This is a genomic window from Halomonas sp. V046, from assembly GCF_052645355.1.
In genome coordinates this window covers 39,277-55,668 of sequence record NZ_JBQXYF010000020.1, presented here as the reverse complement: position 1 = coordinate 55,668, position 16,392 = coordinate 39,277, and the positions used below count along the sequence as shown (strand labels likewise).

Genomic DNA, 16,392 nt, shown 5'->3' with positions numbered 1-16,392 from the left:
CAGTCGGGTATGATGCCGCCCATTTGCCGGAGCCTGCCATGATTCTCTGTATCGACCGAGTCCTCTCCGACCCCATGGTGACCCGCCTGCGCAGCGCCCTGGAGACCATCGAGTTTCGCGACGGCAAGGAAACCGCCGGCTGGCACGCCCGCACGGTCAAGCACAATCAGCAGGCGGACGGCCGTGACCCCGGGCTTGCCGAGCTCAAGGAAACCATCGGCGATACCCTCGCCAGGCACACCCTCTTTCAGATAGCCGCACGCCCTCGACGCATGAAACCGGTCATGTTCAGCCGCTACCAAAGGGGCATGCAATACGGCAGTCACGTCGACGACGCGGTGATGCCCAGCCCCCAGGGGCCGATGCGAACCGACCTGTCGTTCACGATTTTCCTGACTCCCCCCGAGGAGTACGATGGCGGCGAGCTGGTCACCGACACCACGGTGGGAGAACAAAGCTACAAACTCGCCGCGGGTTCGATGATCCTGTACCCCTCGTCGACACTGCACCGGGTCGCCGAAGTCACCCGAGGTGAGCGGCTCGCGGCCGTGGGATGGCTACAGAGCCAGGTCCGTGACCCCGGCCAGCGCGAGATACTGTTCGACCTCGACACCGCCCGCCGTCGCCTCTTCGAGGAGCACGGCAAGACCGACACCTTCGACGCCTTGTCAAAAAGCCTGGCCAACCTGCAGCGAATGTGGGCCGAGGTCTGACCGCGGCGGCGGTCTGCGGCCGGGCAGGCGCTGCGGCGCCGCCGCAGCGCCGACATCGCTCAGTCTCCCACCTTCCCCTGGCGCAGCGCCGCCGGCGAGTAGCCAAACTGGCGACGAAAGGCGCGGCTGAAGCTCGACGCCGACGAAAAGCCACAGACAAGCCCTACCGACAGCACGTCGCGATCGGTTTCCTTGAGCAGGGTCGCGGCCCGCGCGAGGCGCAACCCGAGATAGTAGCCCGCCGGCGTCTGCGCCAAGGTCTCGGCGAACAGCCGCTGCAGCTGCCGCGACGACACGCCACTGCGCCGAGCCACCTCGGCGAGCGTCAACGGGCTTTCGAGGTGGCGCTCCATCAACGCGACGGCATCCACCAGCCGACGGTTATGGCTCCCCAGCCGTCGAGCCAGGGTCATGCGCTGCTGGTCGCCCCGGGAGCGCAAGCGGTCGTGGATCAGCTGCTCGGAGACATCGACGGCCAGGGCCATGCCGTGGCGTCGGGCGATCATCTCCAGGGTCATGTCCATGGCCGCCGAGCCGCCGGCACAGGAAAACCGTCGCTCGCCGAGCAGAAACAGCTCATCGCTGGTGCGAAGGTGGGGATAGCGTTCATTGAACCCCGGCAGGCTCTCCCAGTGCAGGGTCACTTCCTCGTGGTGCAACAGCTCCGCCTCGGCCAGCACGATGGCCCCGGTGTCGAGGGCACCGATCCGACAGCCGGCCTGATCCTGGCGGTTGAGCCAGGCCACCAGCGCGCGATCGATCCACAGGTCCGGGTCGAAACCGCTGCAGACCGCGACCGTCGGCAGCCTGGGGGCATCGACGACGGCACAGTCGACCAGCAAGGTCATGCCATTGCTGGCCGTGACCGGTGCTCCATCCAGGCCGATCAACGTCCAATCGTAGAGCGGACGCTGAGCGATGCGATTGGCGATGCGCAGGGGCTCGACCGCGGAGAAGAACGCCATCATCGAGAACCGTGGCAATAGCAAGAACCCCCAACGCTCCATCTCCCCTGGATCGTCGGCATAGGCCTTCCACTCGCTCACGGCGACTGCCACCCGGCCCGGTGGCAACACCCTGGCTCCGCGTCCCGGTGCCAGGATACCGGCAAGACCGACCCGGTGGCCGACAGCGGTAACACGCCAGCGGAACCTCCCGACAGGGGCGACGACAGGGGCGACAGCACTCTCTTTCGGTTCGGCATTCGGTTCGGCATTCGCTTCACCCTGGGCTCCTCGACGGACGGAAACGGTAGCGGCAATGCCGGCGAGGATATCACGCGGGTGCGGCCACCGACGGCTTAGGCCCCCTGCGAGTACCGGGTGCCGCGGGGCTTAAGCGACCAGCCATGCGACAAGCCATGCGACAAGCCATGCGACAAGCCGTGCGATAAGCCGGGCGACTTCCCGGGGACCAGCCGACCGACCGCCCGCGTGGTGCACCTCGTCCCTTGGCGGCAGATGCGGCTGCACGAGGCTCGACGTTTCCCTACACTGTCCGCGGGGCGAGCGTTGCCACCCCGCCACCCGCTGGTTCTCCTTCTTCCTGTTGCGGCGAAACGTCATGCGCCTGACCTACACCGGTCCCTCTCCCGAGCCCATCGGCTTCCTGCTGCTCGAGCGCTTCGCCATGGTGGCGCTGTTCTCGGCCATTGAGCCACTGCGCATCGCCAACCGTGTGGCCGGCCGGGAACTGTTCCGCTGGCATCTAATCAGCCGGGACGGAGCGCCGGTGACGGCCAGCAACGGCATCCCGCTGGCGGTCTCCTGGGCTCTGGACACGGCACCGGCGACCCCGAGTCTCGCCGTCTGCGCAAGCTTCGAGCCCCTGGCGACCCTGGACCCCCGCCTGGCCGACTGGCTGGTGGCCAGACGCCAGGCCGGCGCGGCCCTCGGCGGCATCGATACCGGCGTTTTCGTGCTCGCGGCAGCTGGGCTGCTGGATGACCAGACGGTGACCCTGCACTGGGAGAGCCTGCCGGACTTCCGCCGACGTTTTCCCCGCGTCGAGGCCGTGGAATCGCTCTTCGAAGTCACCCCGGAGGGCTTCTCCTGTGCCGGGGCCAGCGCCTCCATCGACCTCGCCCTGGACACTATTCGGCGGCGTCATGGCGATCGTCTGACCCGCCTGGTGAGAGAACAGCTGGTCCATGATCACCGCCGTCTTCCCGCCAGCCGCCAGCGTCACCCGGCCGATGACGGCGAACTCCCTGCCCCCCTGGCCCGCGTCATTCGGCTGATGGATGCCCACCTGGAGTCGCCGCTGAGCGTGGCACACCTGGCCAGCGCGATAGGCATCTCCGAGCGTCAGCTCGAACGCCGATTCGCCACCCATCTGGCACGCAGCCCGAAACGGGTCTATCTCGAACGGCGCCTGCGTCTGGCGCGTCAACTGGTGATCGACACCCACCACGGCGTGATGGACATTGCGCTCGCCAGCGGCTTCGCTTCGCCGTCGAGCTTTACCCGAGCCTTCCGCGAGTACCACGGTCTGTCGCCGACCGCCCTGCGTCGTCGTGCACGCCCACCGCAGCGCTGACTCACGGGCGCTGACCCGCGGGCGTTGTCACCTGTCATTGGCCCACAACCGCTGCCTGCCGCGGCTTACGCAAGCCACCGCAAGCCACCACGCTAACCCCGCTCGGCGATCGAGAGACCCCGTCAGAGAACGAGAGACCCCGTCAGAGAACGAGAGCCCCTGGCGTCGGTTTCTGCATGATGACTGTCGGTTTTTGCACGAATCCGGGCCTGAAAAGTCGTCAGCCTAAGCGCCATGATCGAGCGCCAAGCCGGCGCCACACCTAACATCGTTCTGCGAGGAGCCGACATGAGCACCGCCTCACTACCCATCACCCCCGACTACGACGCCTGGCCCGTCACGGTCGACATCGCCCGGGTCGACGTCGAGCCCAACCTCGTCACCCTGACCTGGGACGATGGCCGCATCAGCCGCTATCACAGCATCTGGCTGCGGGAGAACGCCGCCGATGACAGCACCATCAACCCGGCCACACGGGAGCGCATCCTCGACCTGTCGACCCTCCCGGCCTGGCCGACGGTGAGCGAGGCGCGCATCGATGAGGCCGGCGCCCTTGCCCTGGTCATGGCGCCCGAAGGGAGGTCGCTGCGCTTCCATCCCGGCTGGCTGCGTGCCCACGACTATGACAACACCGCCGACCCAAGGGCGCCCCTGGTCCCCATCGAAACCTGGACCGGCGGCGCCGACGCCGCCCCTGACACCCTCAATGCCAGCGGCTGGCTCGACGCCGAACCGGCGAGCCTCGACGACGAAACCATCCTCGCCCCGGCGCTGGAAAGCCTGCTCGGCAAGGGCCTGGTACGCCTACGAGGCCTACCCACAGAGCCCGGCACCCTGGCCGCCATTGCCGAGCGCATCGGCCCGGTACGCTCGACCAACTTCGGCACCCTGTTCGACGTCAAGGCCAAGCACGACCCGGACTCCAACGCCTACACCGCCATCGCGCTGCCACCTCACGTCGACCTGCCGACCCGGGAGTATCACCCCGGGCTGCAGCTGCTGCATTGCCTGGAGAATACCGTCGAAGGCGGCCAGGCGGTCATGCTCGACGGCTTCGCCGTCGCCGAGGCCCTGCGCGAGCAAGACCCCGAGGCCTTCGCGACGCTGACACGCGTCCATTGGCGCTACGCCAATACTGCCAAGACCAGCGACTACGTCTGGCACTCGCCGATGATCGTCGTCGACGATCAGGGTAACCTCGATGAAGTGCGCATCGCCGACTTTCTGCGCGGTCCGCTGATCACCGATTTCGACCTGGTGGAACCGGCCTATCGCGCGCTGATGGCGCTGCAGACACTGCTGCGTGACCCGACGTTCGCCATCCGCTTCACCTACCGTCCGGGGGATCTGGTGATCTTCGACAACCGTCGCCTGCTGCACGCCCGTGACGCCTTCGAGGGCGACTCCGGCCATCGCTGGTTGCAGGGCTGCTACCTGGAGCGTGACGAGGTGCGCTCGCGCCATCGCATGGTGGAACGCCGTCGTCGCGAACGCCAGCTCTGAGCCGATCGCCGGCCCCGAACCAGGTCCATTCGTCACCAAGGCCCGGGGCCAACCGACGCCCGAGCAGTTCGCGTCTCAGTCGGCCACCAGGCCACGCCGAGCGGTGACGCTCGGCGCCTCCGAGAAGCGCCGACGATAGGCCCGGGTGAAGTGTGCCAGGTGGGAAAAGCCAACGCCGAAGGCCGCCTGGGAGACGCTGACCCGGCTATCGGCGAGCACCCGCTGGGCATGATCGAGGCGCATGCCGAGATAGCATTGCTTGGGAGTCTCGCCAAACGCCGCCATGAACAGCCGAGTCAACTGACGCTGGGACTGACCGGCCAGCCGACATACCTCCGGGATCGCCAGCGACTGCGCCAGGTTGGCCTCCATCACCGCCAGGGCCCTCACGACGCTGCGCGGCAGCGCCGGATCCTGATAGCGCTCCTGGGTCCTGGTGCTGTCCTGACCGCGCTGATGAACGATCTGCCGCCCCACCGCATCCGCCAGCGACGGCCCGTAGAGGGTCTCTATCCAGGCCAGCATCATGTCGATGCTGGCCGCGCCTCCTGACCCCGTCAGGCGCTCGCCTTGCCACTCGTAGTGTGCCGGACTGATGGCGAGCTCGGGGAATTCCTGGCGAAACGCCGGCACACTCTCCCAGTGCAGCGCGACCCGGTGCCCCGCCAGCACCCCGGCCCGCGCCAGAATGAACGGCGCCGTATCCAGCCCCCCAAGCCAGGCCCCATGGGCCGCCAGCCGCCGCAGCACGGCACGCTCCTCCACGCCGACATGCGCCTCCGGCTCATAGGACGACACCACCATCAGGCGTGAATGCGACGCCATTTCGTCGAAGCCGCCCTCGTCGACAAGGCCCGTCAGACGCTCATCCACGTCGATGCGTACGCCATTGCTCGCCACCACCGCTTCACCGTCGGCGGACAACAGACGCCAGGCAAAGAGATCCCGCCCGAACCGGTTGGCCACCCTCAAAGGCTCCAGCAAACAGAACAGCGTCAGCATCGAAAAACGCGGCACCAGCCACACATTGAGGGTGTGCTCGGCGGCATCCGGAGACAGCACCGGCGGCGAATCGGGACGCGGATAAGGATGCGGAGAGGGATGCGGAGAGGGATGCGAAGAGGGCCAGGCATCCGGGGCCAAGACATCGGGCATAGGGCTATTTTTATCAACCATTTGGCGAATTTAATCAAATTGTACCGGAATCCCCCACGTAAGCTAGGGCCAACACCATTTCCGGATCGGCACATCAGCGCCGCTCCCCTGCCGCGGAGATCATCGAGTGACCAGCGCAAGCGATCACCTCAGCCTGACCAGCCAAGGCCAACAACTGCGGGTTAACCACGCCACTGGCACCCTGACTCTCGAGGCCTTGTGGCTGCGTGAACGAGCCCCCGACGCCAACACACTGGACCCCCAGACCGGCCAGCGACTGATAGAGGCCGCGGAACTGCCGCTGGACCTTGCGGTGACCGACGCGACACGCGACGGGGACCGCCTGGCACTGACCTTCAGCGACGGCCACCGTGCGTGCTATTCGTTGACGGCACTGATCGCGGAAACCCGCGCCAACGACGAGCACGCAGGGCTGACGCTGTGGGATGCGACCCTCGACGAGGTGCCACACAGCGACTTCACCGCGGCCCTGGACGACGACACGGCGCTGCTCGACCTGCTCGAGCGGCTCCATCGCTTCGGCTTCGTCAAGGTCACCGGCGTGCCGGCGACGGAAGATGGCATGCAGGCGCTGATTCATCGCATCGGCCCCCTGCGTCGGACCAACTGGGGCGGCATCGCCGACGTCAAGTCCGTGGCCAATGCCTACGACCTGACCATGACCCAGCGCGGCCTCGAGCCCCACACCGACAACCCCTATCGCGACCCCATCCCGGGCTACATCTGGCTGCACTGCCTGAGCAACGCCGCGAGTGGCGGCGACAGCACCCTGGTGGATGGTTTCCAGGCCGCCGAATGCCTGCGCCGTGACGCCCCCGATGCCTTCACCTGCCTGACCCAGGTGGCACCAGGCTTTCGCTACCACGACGACACCACCCGGCTCGAGAGCGAAGGCCCGCTGATCGAGCTCGACAGCCGCGGGCACATCGCCCGGGTGCGCTTCTCCAACCGCACCGAGCGCGTCCCTGCCCTGGAAGGCGAGACGCTGAAACGCTACTACGCCGCCCGCCAGGCCTTCTACCGCCTGATCAGCGGCGACGCGCTGACCCTCCACCTCAAGCTCGAGCCGGGGCAGATGCTGATCATGGACAACTACCGCCTGCTGCATGGCCGCAGCGCCTTCCAGCTCGACGGTGGCGTCCGCCATATGCGCCAGGGCTACGTCGACCGAGATTCCACCGCCAGCCGCCGTCTGCTGCTGGGCGACCGCCGCCACCTGGAAGCCTCCTCGTCGGCCGGGCCCAGCGTCGATGGTGAGTCGCCCGAGCCAGCCACACTGGCCTCGACCCAGGGAGCTTACTCATGAGCCAGCACCACGCCCGGCCTGACACCGCGCTGACCCAGGCACGCTTTCGTCGCTTCGACGAGAGCCGCCACGAGGAATGGGCGCTCATCGATGCGCGCTTTCGCGACTATCAGTCCGACGCCTGCCGTCGCGTGCTCGCCCACCTGGACCGTCTGCGAGGCGACCATCACGGCTATCCGGTTGACCGCTACGAACATTGCCTGCAGACCGCCACCCGGGCGCTGCGCGCTGGCGCCGACGAGGAAATGGTGGTCTGCGCTCTGCTGCACGACATCGGCGACGACCTGGCGCCGGCCAATCATGCCGAGATCGCCGCGGCGATTCTCGAGCCGTTCATCGATCCGCTCAACGTGTGGATGATTCGTCACCATGAGCTGTTTCAGGGCTACCACTACCGCCACTTCTTTGGCCAGGATCGCCATGCCCGCGACGCTCACGCCGGGCATCCTGCCTTCGAGCGTACCGTGCGCTTCTGCGACGAGTGGGACCAAACCAGCTTCGACCCCGACTACGATAGCCTGCCGCTGTCGGCCTTCGTGCCCCTGGTAGAACGCGTTCTCGGCCGCGAGCCCTTCGGCGGGCTGCCGGACCTCGTCGATCGGGACGCCTTGGCGACTGACGAGGGTCGCGCCTCATGCTGACCTGTGCCCAGCAGTTGATCAGCCTGCTCGAGGCCTACGGTATCGATACCGCCTTCGGCATTCCCGGTGTGCACACAATCGAGCTCTATCGCGAGTTTCCCGGCTCGTCTTTGACCCATGTGACCCCGCGCCACGAGCAGGGCGCCGGCTTCATGGCCGACGGCTATGCTCGCGCCAGCGGCCGCCCGGCGGCGTGCTTCATCATCACCGGGCCCGGCATGACAAACATCGCCACCGCCATGGGCCAGGCCCTGGCCGACTCGGTGCCGATGCTGGTGATTTCCAGCGTCAACGCGACCCCGACCCTGGGCCGCGGCCAGGGCCGCCTGCACGAGTTGCCCCATCAGAGCCAGACCCTGGCCGGCGTCAGCGTCTTCAGCCACACCCTGCTCGACCCCGCGGGCCTCGGAGAGGTAATGGCCCGAGCCTTCGCCGTGTTCCAGGGCGCGCGACCGGGCCCGGTGCATATCGAGATTCCCCTCGACGTCATGGCCGCGCCTGTCGGCGACACGGCCGCCAGCCGAGCCGCGGTGCCGTCCCTGATATACCCACCGGCCCCGGCACCCGCGGCACTCGATACCGCCGCACGCTGGCTCGATGCGGCCAGCCGACCGCTGGTGCTGCTCGGTGGCGGCAGCGTCGATGCACCCCAGGCCGCACGGGCCCTGGTCGAGCGCCTCGATGCCCCGACCCTGACCACCATCAACGCCCGCGGCGTGCTCGGCCACCATCACCCCCTGGACCTTGGCGATACCGCGAGCCTCGACGCGGTGCGCCGGCTTGCTCGCGAGGCCGACGTCGTGCTGGCCCTTGGTACCGAGCTCGGCGAGACCGACTACGATCTGGTATTCGATGGCGGCTTCGCCATTGCCGGGAAGCTGATTCGGGTCGATATCGACCCCCAGCAGCTCAGCCGCAATCAGCCGGCGGCACTGGCCATGGTCGCCGACGTCGGGCTGACCCTCGACGCGCTGGCCGGCCGCCTCACCCCGGCTCGGCGCCGGGGCGCCGAGATCGCCCAGCGGGTGCGCGAAGCGCTGGCCCTCGAGCAGGACCCGGACCTTGCGCCCTATGTCTCGCTGTATCAGACCCTGGATGCGGTGATGCCCGAGGCGATCATCGTCGGTGACTCGACCGGCCCCGTCTACGCGGGCAACTTTCTCGCGCGGCGCAGCGCCCCGCGCCGCTGGTTCAATGCCGCCACCGGCTACGGCACCCTCGGCTACGGGTTGCCGGCCGCGCTCGGTGCCAGCATCGCCCGTCCGGACCTGCCGGTGGTCGCCCTGGTGGGGGATGGCGGCCTCCAGTTCGTCCTCGGTGAGCTGGCCACCGCCCGGGACCTTGGCCACCCTATCGCCCTGGTGGTGTGGAACAACGACGGCTACGACGAGATCCGCCGCTACATGACCCAGGACGGCGTCGAGCATCTGGGCGTCGATCTCAAGGCCCCGGATTTTGCTGCACTGGCCGCTGCCTTTCACTGCCGCTACGCCGCGGTGGCTACCCCGGAGACGCTGGCGGGCGCCCTCGAGACGCTGCACCAGGCACGGTCTGCGCTGCTGATCGAGGTCGACGCCAACCGCTGGCTCGCCGCCCACGGGGCCGCCCCCTGACCCAGGGGCGAGCGCCTTCAGCAACGCGACAGCGGAACCCGCGCTTGGCGTGGCGACCGGACAGCGAACCGAAAACGCTCCACCAGGGACACGATAACGACCCTACGACGACCCCACGACCACCTACAATCACGAACCCCGGCCCGAGCCGGGGTCGACCAGGAGAGCCCCATGACGACGCGTTCCCACCCCGCCAGGCCCCGGGCCCAAGCATCTCGCCCGGCGCTCACCGCCCCGGCACTGGCCGCCGCAGCGCTGACCACCGCGGCGCTGACCACCGCGGCCCTCAGCAGCGCCGCCCTGGCCGCAGACATCGACCGTGACGACGGCATGACCCTGGTCGTGCCGCCCTGGCCCGGCGTCACCGTCAAGAGCGAGATCCTGGCCCAGATACTGACGCCTCTGGGCTATAGCGTGGAGCGCCAGGAAGTCAGCTCCACCGTGGGCTACAACACCCTGACCACTGGCGACAGCGATGCCTTCCTCGCCGGTTGGCTTCCGGCCCAGCAGGACAGCTACGATGCCGCCATGGCGGCCGGCGCCATCACCGATCTTGGCAATAATGTCACCGGCGCACGCATGGGCTTCGCCGTGCCTGGCTACGTCTATGACGCAGGGATCCACAGCGCCGCGGATCTCGCCGCCCACGCCGAGCAGTTTGAAAAGACCTTCTACTCCATCGAAAGCGGCTCTACGGTGGGCGACTTCATCAACGCCGCCGTGGATAAGGACGTCTATGGTCTCGGCGACTGGGACGTCATGGAATCCTCCACCCCAGGCATGCTCAGTGAAGTCCGCGCCGCCGAAGGCGACCAGCGCTGGATCGCCTTCTATGGCTGGACACCGCACTGGATGGTGCCGGAGTTCGACGTCCATATTCTCGACGATCCCGAAGAGGTCTACGGCGGCAACAACGGCGCCAGCGACGTCAAGACCATCGTCTCGTCGGCGTTTGCCGAAGCCAACCCCAACCTGACACGCCTGCTCGACCAGCTGGCCTTCAGCGCCGACGAGCAGAGCGAGTTCATCCTCGACTACGGGCTCAACAAGCGTGACCTCGAGGACGTCGCTCACGACTGGCTCAAGACCCATCCCGAGCACCTGGCGGACTTCCTCGACGGCGTCACCACTCGCGACGGCGGCAGTGCCCTCGAGGCGGTGGAGGCCAGCCTGTGAGTACCAACGAGACCGCAAGCCCGTCTCGCCAACACCCGGCCTCGCCATCCGAGCAGCTGATCCGCCGCGACCTGGCCGCGGCCTATCGACTGATGGCGCTGGATGGCATGGACGATGGCATCTCGACCCACATCTCGGCCCGGCTGCCGGGGGAGCGTTTCCTGATCAACGCCCTCGGCCTGCGCTTCGAAGAGGTGCGTCCGGACAACCTGGTCACCGTCGACGCCGATGGTACCCTGCTCGACGACCCTACGGGGCTCGGCATCAACCCCGCCGGCTTCACCATCCACAGCGCCATCCACGCCGCACGCCCGGACGTGGGCTGCGTGCTGCACGCCCACAGCGTGGCCGGCGTCGCCGTGTCCTGCCTCGAAGATGGCCTCAAGCCGCTCAACCAGTGGGCCATGCAGTTCTACGCGCGCACCGGCTATCACGCCTACGAGGGTATCGCCCTGGATCTCGCCGAGCGTAAGCGCCTGGTGGCCCACCTGGGACCGCACATGACACTGGTATTGCGCCAGCACGGCATGCTGACCTGCGGCACCAGCGTCGGCGATGCCTTCCTGCGCATGCGCGACCTGGAGCGCAGCTGTCAGGCCCAGCTGGCCGCCGAGGCCAGCGGTCAGGCACTGACCCAGGCGACGCCCGAACTGTGCGAGCACGTCGCCCGTCAATACGAACGCTGGAACGCCAGCGGCCAGGGCGTCGATCTGGCCTGGCGCGCCGAACTGCGGCGCCTGGGCATCGAGGCCCCGGCCGCCCCGTCCTCGGCCGCGCCTTCCCCAGCATCATCCACTGCACAGGAGTCTCCATGCGCTACTCACGACTGACCGACCGCATCGCCGGCGAAGGCGCCAGCGCCTGGGACATCCACGTTCGGGCCTTGAACCGCCGCGCCCAGGGCGAAGACATCACCGTGCTTTCGGTGGGTGACCCGGACTTCACCACCCCGGACGCCATCATCGAGGCCGCCAAGGCGAGCCTCGACGACGGCGCCACCCACTACGCCGACGTCCAGGGCAAGCAGGCCCTGCGCGAGGCCATCGCCCGACGCTATCGCCAGACGGGCATCGACGCCGACGCCGATCGCCTGATCGTGATGGCCGGCGCCCAGTGCGGGCTCTACGCCGTCGCCCAGTGCCTGTTTGAGCCCGGCGACGAGGTGATCGTGCCGGAGCCGAGCTATGTGACCTACGAGGCGGTCATTCAGGCTCCTGGCGCCGTACTCCGGCGCGTGCCGCTACGCGGCGATGACGGCTTTCGCCTCGACGTCGACGATATTGCCGCGGCGATCACGCCCCGTACCCGAGCCATCCTGCTCAACAGCCCCCACAATCCCACCGGCACCCTGATCGATGCCGAGCAATGGGGTGCCGTGGCGGCACTGTGCAAGCAGCATGACCTATGGTTGATCTCCGACGAAGTCTACGCCGAGCTGATCTTCGACGGCGACCACATCTGCCCGGCCGCCTTGCCCGACATGGCCAAGCGCAGCGTGGTGATCTCGAGCCTGTCGAAGTCCCACGCCATGACCGGCTGGCGGGTGGGTTGGGTGTTCGGCCCCGAGGCCCTGATCACCCACCTGACCAACCTGGCGCTGTGCATGCTCTACGGCTGCCCGGACTTCGTCCAGGATGCCGCCATCGCGGCCCTCAGTGACGAGCGCCAGGCCGATATCGACACCATGCGAGAGGCCTACCGCGAACGTCGTGACGCCGTTTGCCAGGCGCTGGCCGATTGCGATGCAGTGCAGGTCGTCACGCCGAAGGCGGGCATGTTCGTGATGGTCGATATCCGCGGGACCGGCCTGTCATCAGGGCAGTTCGCCGACCGGTTGCTCGACGAGCACGACGTCTCGGTGCTGTCCGGTGAGGCCTTCGGCCCGTCGGCGGCGGGCTTCGTGCGCCTGAGCCTGACCGTCCCCCCCGAACGCCTGAGTGCCGCCTGCTCGCGCCTGACGGCCCTGGCCGCGGCCGCCAGCCACGCCCGAGCCGAGGCCGACAGCGCCCCGGCCACCGCCACTTCCCCCTGAGCCGCCTATGCCATCATCATCTTTCCCTACCTCATCGAACTCCCGACCAGCCAGCCCCGGGAACATCAGCGCCGGGAATATCAGCGCCGGGAATACGAGCCCCGCTCCCCCACAGGGAGCGGCCGCGACGACTCCCCCCGCCGCGGCGTCGAACTCGGCACCCGCCACGCCACCGACGACCGCCCTCGCCGTCGAGGCTAACCATATCGTCAAGCACTTCGGCGACCTGGCGGTGCTTCACGATGTGTCGCTGGCGGTGGAGGAAGGCACCGTCACCACCATCATCGGTGCCAGCGGCTCGGGCAAGAGCACCCTGCTGCGCTGCATGAACCTGCTGGAGCGACCCGACCAGGGCGAATTGGCGATTGCGGATGAGCGGATTCGCTTCGACCGCAATCCCCAGGGCGACATCATCGGGCTCGACCGGCGCCAGATTCAGCGCCTGCGTGCCAAGGTCACCATGGTCTTTCAGCAGTTCAACCTGTGGCCACACCTGACCGTGCTCGGCAACATCACCGAGGCGCCGATACGGGTCAAGGGCATGTCCCGCCGGGAGGCCACCCGCGTGGCCGAGCACTATCTGGAGCGGGTCGGCATGCTCGAGCGCGCCGACAGCTATCCGGCGTTTCTCTCCGGCGGTCAGCAGCAGCGCGTGGCCATCGCCCGGGCGCTGGCCATGGAACCCCGGGTGCTGCTGTTCGACGAACCGACCTCGGCGCTGGACCCGGAGCGAGTCAGCGAGGTGCTGGCGGTCATTCGAAGCCTCGCCGACGAAGGCCGCACCATGCTCATGGTGACCCACGAAATGGCCTTCGCCCGAGAGGTATCCGACCAGATCGTATTCCTCGATCGAGGCGTCGTCGGCGTCGCCGGCAGCCCCAGCGAGGTCTTCGAGCACGAACGCTGCAAGCACTTCGTGGCGCCAGCGGCCTGAGCCACGGACCTCGTGCAAGGCCTTCAACGATCGATTGCGTGGCGTCGTCCCCAGGACGCTGCCAGACCACAAGAGCTAGCCAACAGCCAGGAGTTCCCCGATGACTACCCCCCTTTCCGCTCTCCACACCCGTTACGCCCGCGGCTCCCTTGCCGGCGTGCTGCTCGGCACCCTGATGCTCACCGCGAGCGCCCATGCCGAGGACGTTGAACCACTCCAGATCGGCATCTCCGCCGAGCCCTATCCGCCCTTCACCTACACCTCCTCGGACGGTGACTGGACCGGGTTCGAGGTCGAACTCGCCGACGCGATCTGCAGCGCCATGGCACGCGAGTGCGAGATCGCCCCCACCGGCTGGAGCGGTATCATCCCCTCGCTGAAGGCCGGGCGCATCGACATGATCATGAACTCGATGTCGATCACCGAGGCACGCCAGAAGGTCATCGACTTCAGCGTGCCCTACTACTTCACCCCGGGGGCCTACGTCGCCGCGAGCGAGTTGTCCATCGCTATCCCCGACGGTCTCGATGGCAAGGTGCTGGGCGTCCAGAGCGCCACCACCAATGCCACCTATGCCCGCCGCGCCCTGCGCGATACCGGGGTCGAGGTACGCCTCTACGACCAGGCCGAACAGGTCAACCGCGACCTGCTGTCCGGACGCCTGGACGTGATCCTGGCCGACGAGATTGCGATGACCGAGCTGATCGAGCGCGACGAGGCCGCGGGCTTCGAGATCAAGGCCAAGGCTCCGCACCACGAAGCCTACGGCGAAGGGGTCGGCATCGGTCTGCGCCAGGAAGACGACGACCTGACCGCCGCCGTCGACGCCGCCATCGAGAAGGTTCAGCAGGATGGCACCTGCACCGAGCTCTCCAACAAGTACTTCGGCACGGACGTCTGCGTCGGCTGACGGGTCCCCGGCCACGACGCCGAAGCGCCGTGGCCCCCCTTCCCGACTCCGACGCCGACTCCGATACCACGAGAGCCTTGACCATGAACACCCTATCCCAAGAGGGGCTCGCCGACTGGGCGGGCCCCATCCTGTCCGGTGCCTTGACCACCCTGCAGATCGCCCTGGCCGCCTACGCCATCGGGCTGATGCTGGGGCTGATCGGCGCCAGCGCACGCTTGAGCCCCTGGGCCCCGGTGCGTGCGCTGGCCACGGTCTACTCGACAGCCGTGCGCGCGGTCCCCGAGCTTCTGCTGATCATCCTGCTCTACTACGCCGGCTCCCAGGCCCTGACCGGCCTGACCAATGCCCTCGGCTTTCCCGGCCAGGTAGAGATCGGCGGCTTCGTCACCGCCGTGGGCGTACTGGCATTCGTTCAGGGGGCCTACATGACCGAGGTCTTTCGCGGCGCCATCCTGGCGATCCCCAAAGGCCAGCTCGAGGCCGCCGACGCCTACGGGTTTTCGCCCTGGACGCGCTTTCACCGCATCAGCCTGCCGGCGATGTTGCCCAATGCCCTGCCCGGCATGTCGAACCTGTGGCTGATTCTGATCAAGGACACCGCGCTGATCAGCGTGATCGGCTTTAGCGAGCTGTTCTTCACCGTTCAGCAGGCGGCCGCCAGCACCCGCGCTCACTTCCTGTTCTACGCCGCCGCCGGCGTGCTCTACCTGCTGATGACGCTGACCTCCAGCGCCGCCTTCGCCCGCCTGGAGCGCCATGTGCGCCGCGGCCAGCCCCCCGTTAGTGCCCAGGAGGCCTGATATGGACTTCAGTTGGTTGTCCGACCCTTTCTATCAGGAGTACCTGATTGAAGGCCTGATCAATACCCTGTGGTTGCTGCTGGTCTCGGCGGTGCTCGGCTTCACCCTGGCGGTCGGCATGGCCCTGGCCCGGATCAAGGGCCCGCGCCCGTTGGCCTGGCTCGCCCAGGGCATCACCACGGTCATGCGCGGTACACCGCTGCTGGTGCAGCTGTTCTTCTTCTACTACGGCGTCGGCCGGCTGCTGGAAGACATCCCCGGCATCCAGGACAGTATCTTCTGGGGCGTCCTGCGCGATCCATTCTTCTACGCCACCCTGACCTTTACCCTATCGGTCGGCGCCTACACCGGCGAGGTGTTGCGCGGGGCGCTATTGAGCGTCCCTCCGGGTGAGCGTGAGGCCGGGCGCGCCTTCGGCCTCAGTCCCTTCCAGGTCTTTACCCGGCTGTGGCTGCCCCGCGCGATCCAGCTGTGTCTGCCGACCCTCACCGGGGAGATCATCCTGCTGCTGAAGTCGGTCCCCCTGGTCTCCACCATCGCCATGATGGACCTGCTCCAGGCGGCCAACATCATCCGCGACGAGACCTTCCTGACCTACGAGCCACTGCTGCTCATTGGCGCCATCTACCTGGTGCTCACGGTGCTCCTGACCCTGGTGCTGCGCCGGGTGGAACTGTCCTTTCCGGGGGTCCAGCCGACCCGTCGTCGCGGCGGGCTGTTCAGCCGCGGGACCGACCCGACACCGCTCTGACAGCCACGCCACCCCCGCCCCTGGCCGCGGTTCGCAGCGCCCCACCCGGGCGCTGCGAGCCACCAGCGCCTCCACGTCAGCGCCTCCACGTCAGCGTCGCCGCGTCGCGTCGCGCCGCTGGGGTGGCATCGCACCCCGGCACCGATCGGTGCCGCCCCTGGCGCTTGTTCTCCCGATCTTGCTGTCGGTGATATTTCACGCCCAGGCCTTCCTTAATTCCTGAGCGGTGCTTTCGTTCTTGAGCGAAGCTTTCGTTCTTGAGCAAACCTTTCCTGCTTGAGCGGCGCTTTCGTTCC

The 16,392-nt window shown here is 67.6% G+C and carries 15 protein-coding genes; 13 read left to right on the top strand and 2 right to left on the bottom strand.

Features of this window, described 5'->3' with window-relative positions; translation table 11 throughout:
- The first annotated feature begins 38 nt into the window (after positions 1-38).
- On the top strand, positions 39-713 hold the full coding sequence (locus tag ACUN9Y_RS20710; RefSeq protein ID WP_445462632.1) for a Fe2+-dependent dioxygenase: 675 nt from the start codon (positions 39-41) through the stop codon (positions 711-713).
- 59 nt (positions 714-772) lie between these two features.
- Here the strand turns inward: ACUN9Y_RS20710 and ACUN9Y_RS20705 are convergent, their stop codons facing one another.
- Positions 773-1,720, bottom strand: a complete 948-nt coding sequence (locus ACUN9Y_RS20705) for a GlxA family transcriptional regulator (protein WP_445462645.1) — start codon at positions 1,718-1,720, stop codon at positions 773-775.
- A gap of 556 nt (positions 1,721-2,276) precedes the next feature.
- On the opposite strand from ACUN9Y_RS20705, the gene ACUN9Y_RS20700 reads away from it, so the two are divergent.
- Both ACUN9Y_RS20700 and ACUN9Y_RS20695 read left to right on the top strand, forming a co-directional pair.
- Positions 2,277-3,251 (top strand): GlxA family transcriptional regulator, encoded by a 975-nt coding sequence (locus ACUN9Y_RS20700; RefSeq protein ID WP_445462631.1) that lies wholly within the window; start codon positions 2,277-2,279, stop codon positions 3,249-3,251.
- Between the two features lie 288 nt (positions 3,252-3,539).
- Positions 3,540-4,754, top strand: a complete 1,215-nt coding sequence (locus tag ACUN9Y_RS20695; protein WP_445462630.1) for a TauD/TfdA family dioxygenase — start codon at positions 3,540-3,542, stop codon at positions 4,752-4,754.
- A gap of 75 nt (positions 4,755-4,829) precedes the next feature.
- On the opposite strand, the gene ACUN9Y_RS20690 is transcribed toward ACUN9Y_RS20695, so the two are convergent.
- The gene (locus ACUN9Y_RS20690; RefSeq protein WP_445462629.1) at positions 4,830-5,909 is read right to left on the bottom strand and encodes a GlxA family transcriptional regulator; all 1,080 of its coding nucleotides are present in this window, start codon (positions 5,907-5,909) and stop codon (positions 4,830-4,832) included.
- Positions 5,910-6,036: 127 nt separating this feature from the next.
- Here ACUN9Y_RS20690 and tmpA point away from each other — a divergent pair, with 127 nt between their 5' ends.
- The 10 genes from tmpA (at position 6,037) to ACUN9Y_RS20640 (ending at position 16,096) form a co-directional block, all read left to right on the top strand.
- The gene (gene tmpA / locus ACUN9Y_RS20685) at positions 6,037-7,236 is read left to right on the top strand and encodes a 2-trimethylaminoethylphosphonate dioxygenase (protein ID WP_445462628.1); all 1,200 of its coding nucleotides are present in this window, start codon (positions 6,037-6,039) and stop codon (positions 7,234-7,236) included.
- A gap of 29 nt (positions 7,237-7,265) precedes the next feature.
- Positions 7,266-7,877, top strand: coding sequence for an HD domain-containing protein (locus ACUN9Y_RS20680; protein ID WP_445462644.1), 612 nt, complete (start codon positions 7,266-7,268; stop codon positions 7,875-7,877).
- Complete coding sequence (locus ACUN9Y_RS20675; RefSeq protein WP_445462627.1) at positions 7,871-9,490, top strand: 5-guanidino-2-oxopentanoate decarboxylase; 1,620 nt, start codon at positions 7,871-7,873, stop codon at positions 9,488-9,490. Before ACUN9Y_RS20680 ends, ACUN9Y_RS20675 begins: the two co-directional genes overlap by 7 nt.
- A gap of 171 nt (positions 9,491-9,661) precedes the next feature.
- Complete coding sequence (locus ACUN9Y_RS20670) at positions 9,662-10,666, top strand: ABC transporter substrate-binding protein (RefSeq protein WP_445462626.1); 1,005 nt, start codon at positions 9,662-9,664, stop codon at positions 10,664-10,666.
- Positions 10,663-11,496, top strand: a complete 834-nt coding sequence (locus ACUN9Y_RS20665; protein ID WP_445462625.1) for a class II aldolase/adducin family protein — start codon at positions 10,663-10,665, stop codon at positions 11,494-11,496. Before ACUN9Y_RS20670 ends, ACUN9Y_RS20665 begins: the two co-directional genes overlap by 4 nt.
- Positions 11,478-12,698, top strand: a complete 1,221-nt coding sequence (locus tag ACUN9Y_RS20660) for a pyridoxal phosphate-dependent aminotransferase (protein ID WP_445462624.1) — start codon at positions 11,478-11,480, stop codon at positions 12,696-12,698. Before ACUN9Y_RS20665 ends, ACUN9Y_RS20660 begins: the two co-directional genes overlap by 19 nt.
- A 7-nt stretch (positions 12,699-12,705) precedes the next feature.
- Complete coding sequence (locus ACUN9Y_RS20655) at positions 12,706-13,632, top strand: amino acid ABC transporter ATP-binding protein (RefSeq protein WP_445462623.1); 927 nt, start codon at positions 12,706-12,708, stop codon at positions 13,630-13,632.
- A gap of 100 nt (positions 13,633-13,732) precedes the next feature.
- On the top strand, positions 13,733-14,542 hold the full coding sequence (locus tag ACUN9Y_RS20650) for a transporter substrate-binding domain-containing protein (protein ID WP_445462622.1): 810 nt from the start codon (positions 13,733-13,735) through the stop codon (positions 14,540-14,542).
- A gap of 83 nt (positions 14,543-14,625) precedes the next feature.
- Positions 14,626-15,345 (top strand): ABC transporter permease, encoded by a 720-nt coding sequence (locus ACUN9Y_RS20645; RefSeq protein WP_445462621.1) that lies wholly within the window; start codon positions 14,626-14,628, stop codon positions 15,343-15,345.
- A gap of 1 nt (position 15,346) precedes the next feature.
- Entirely contained in the window at positions 15,347-16,096 is a 750-nt protein-coding gene (locus tag ACUN9Y_RS20640; RefSeq protein WP_445462620.1) for an ABC transporter permease, read from the top strand.
- The last annotated feature ends 296 nt before the right edge of the window (positions 16,097-16,392 follow it).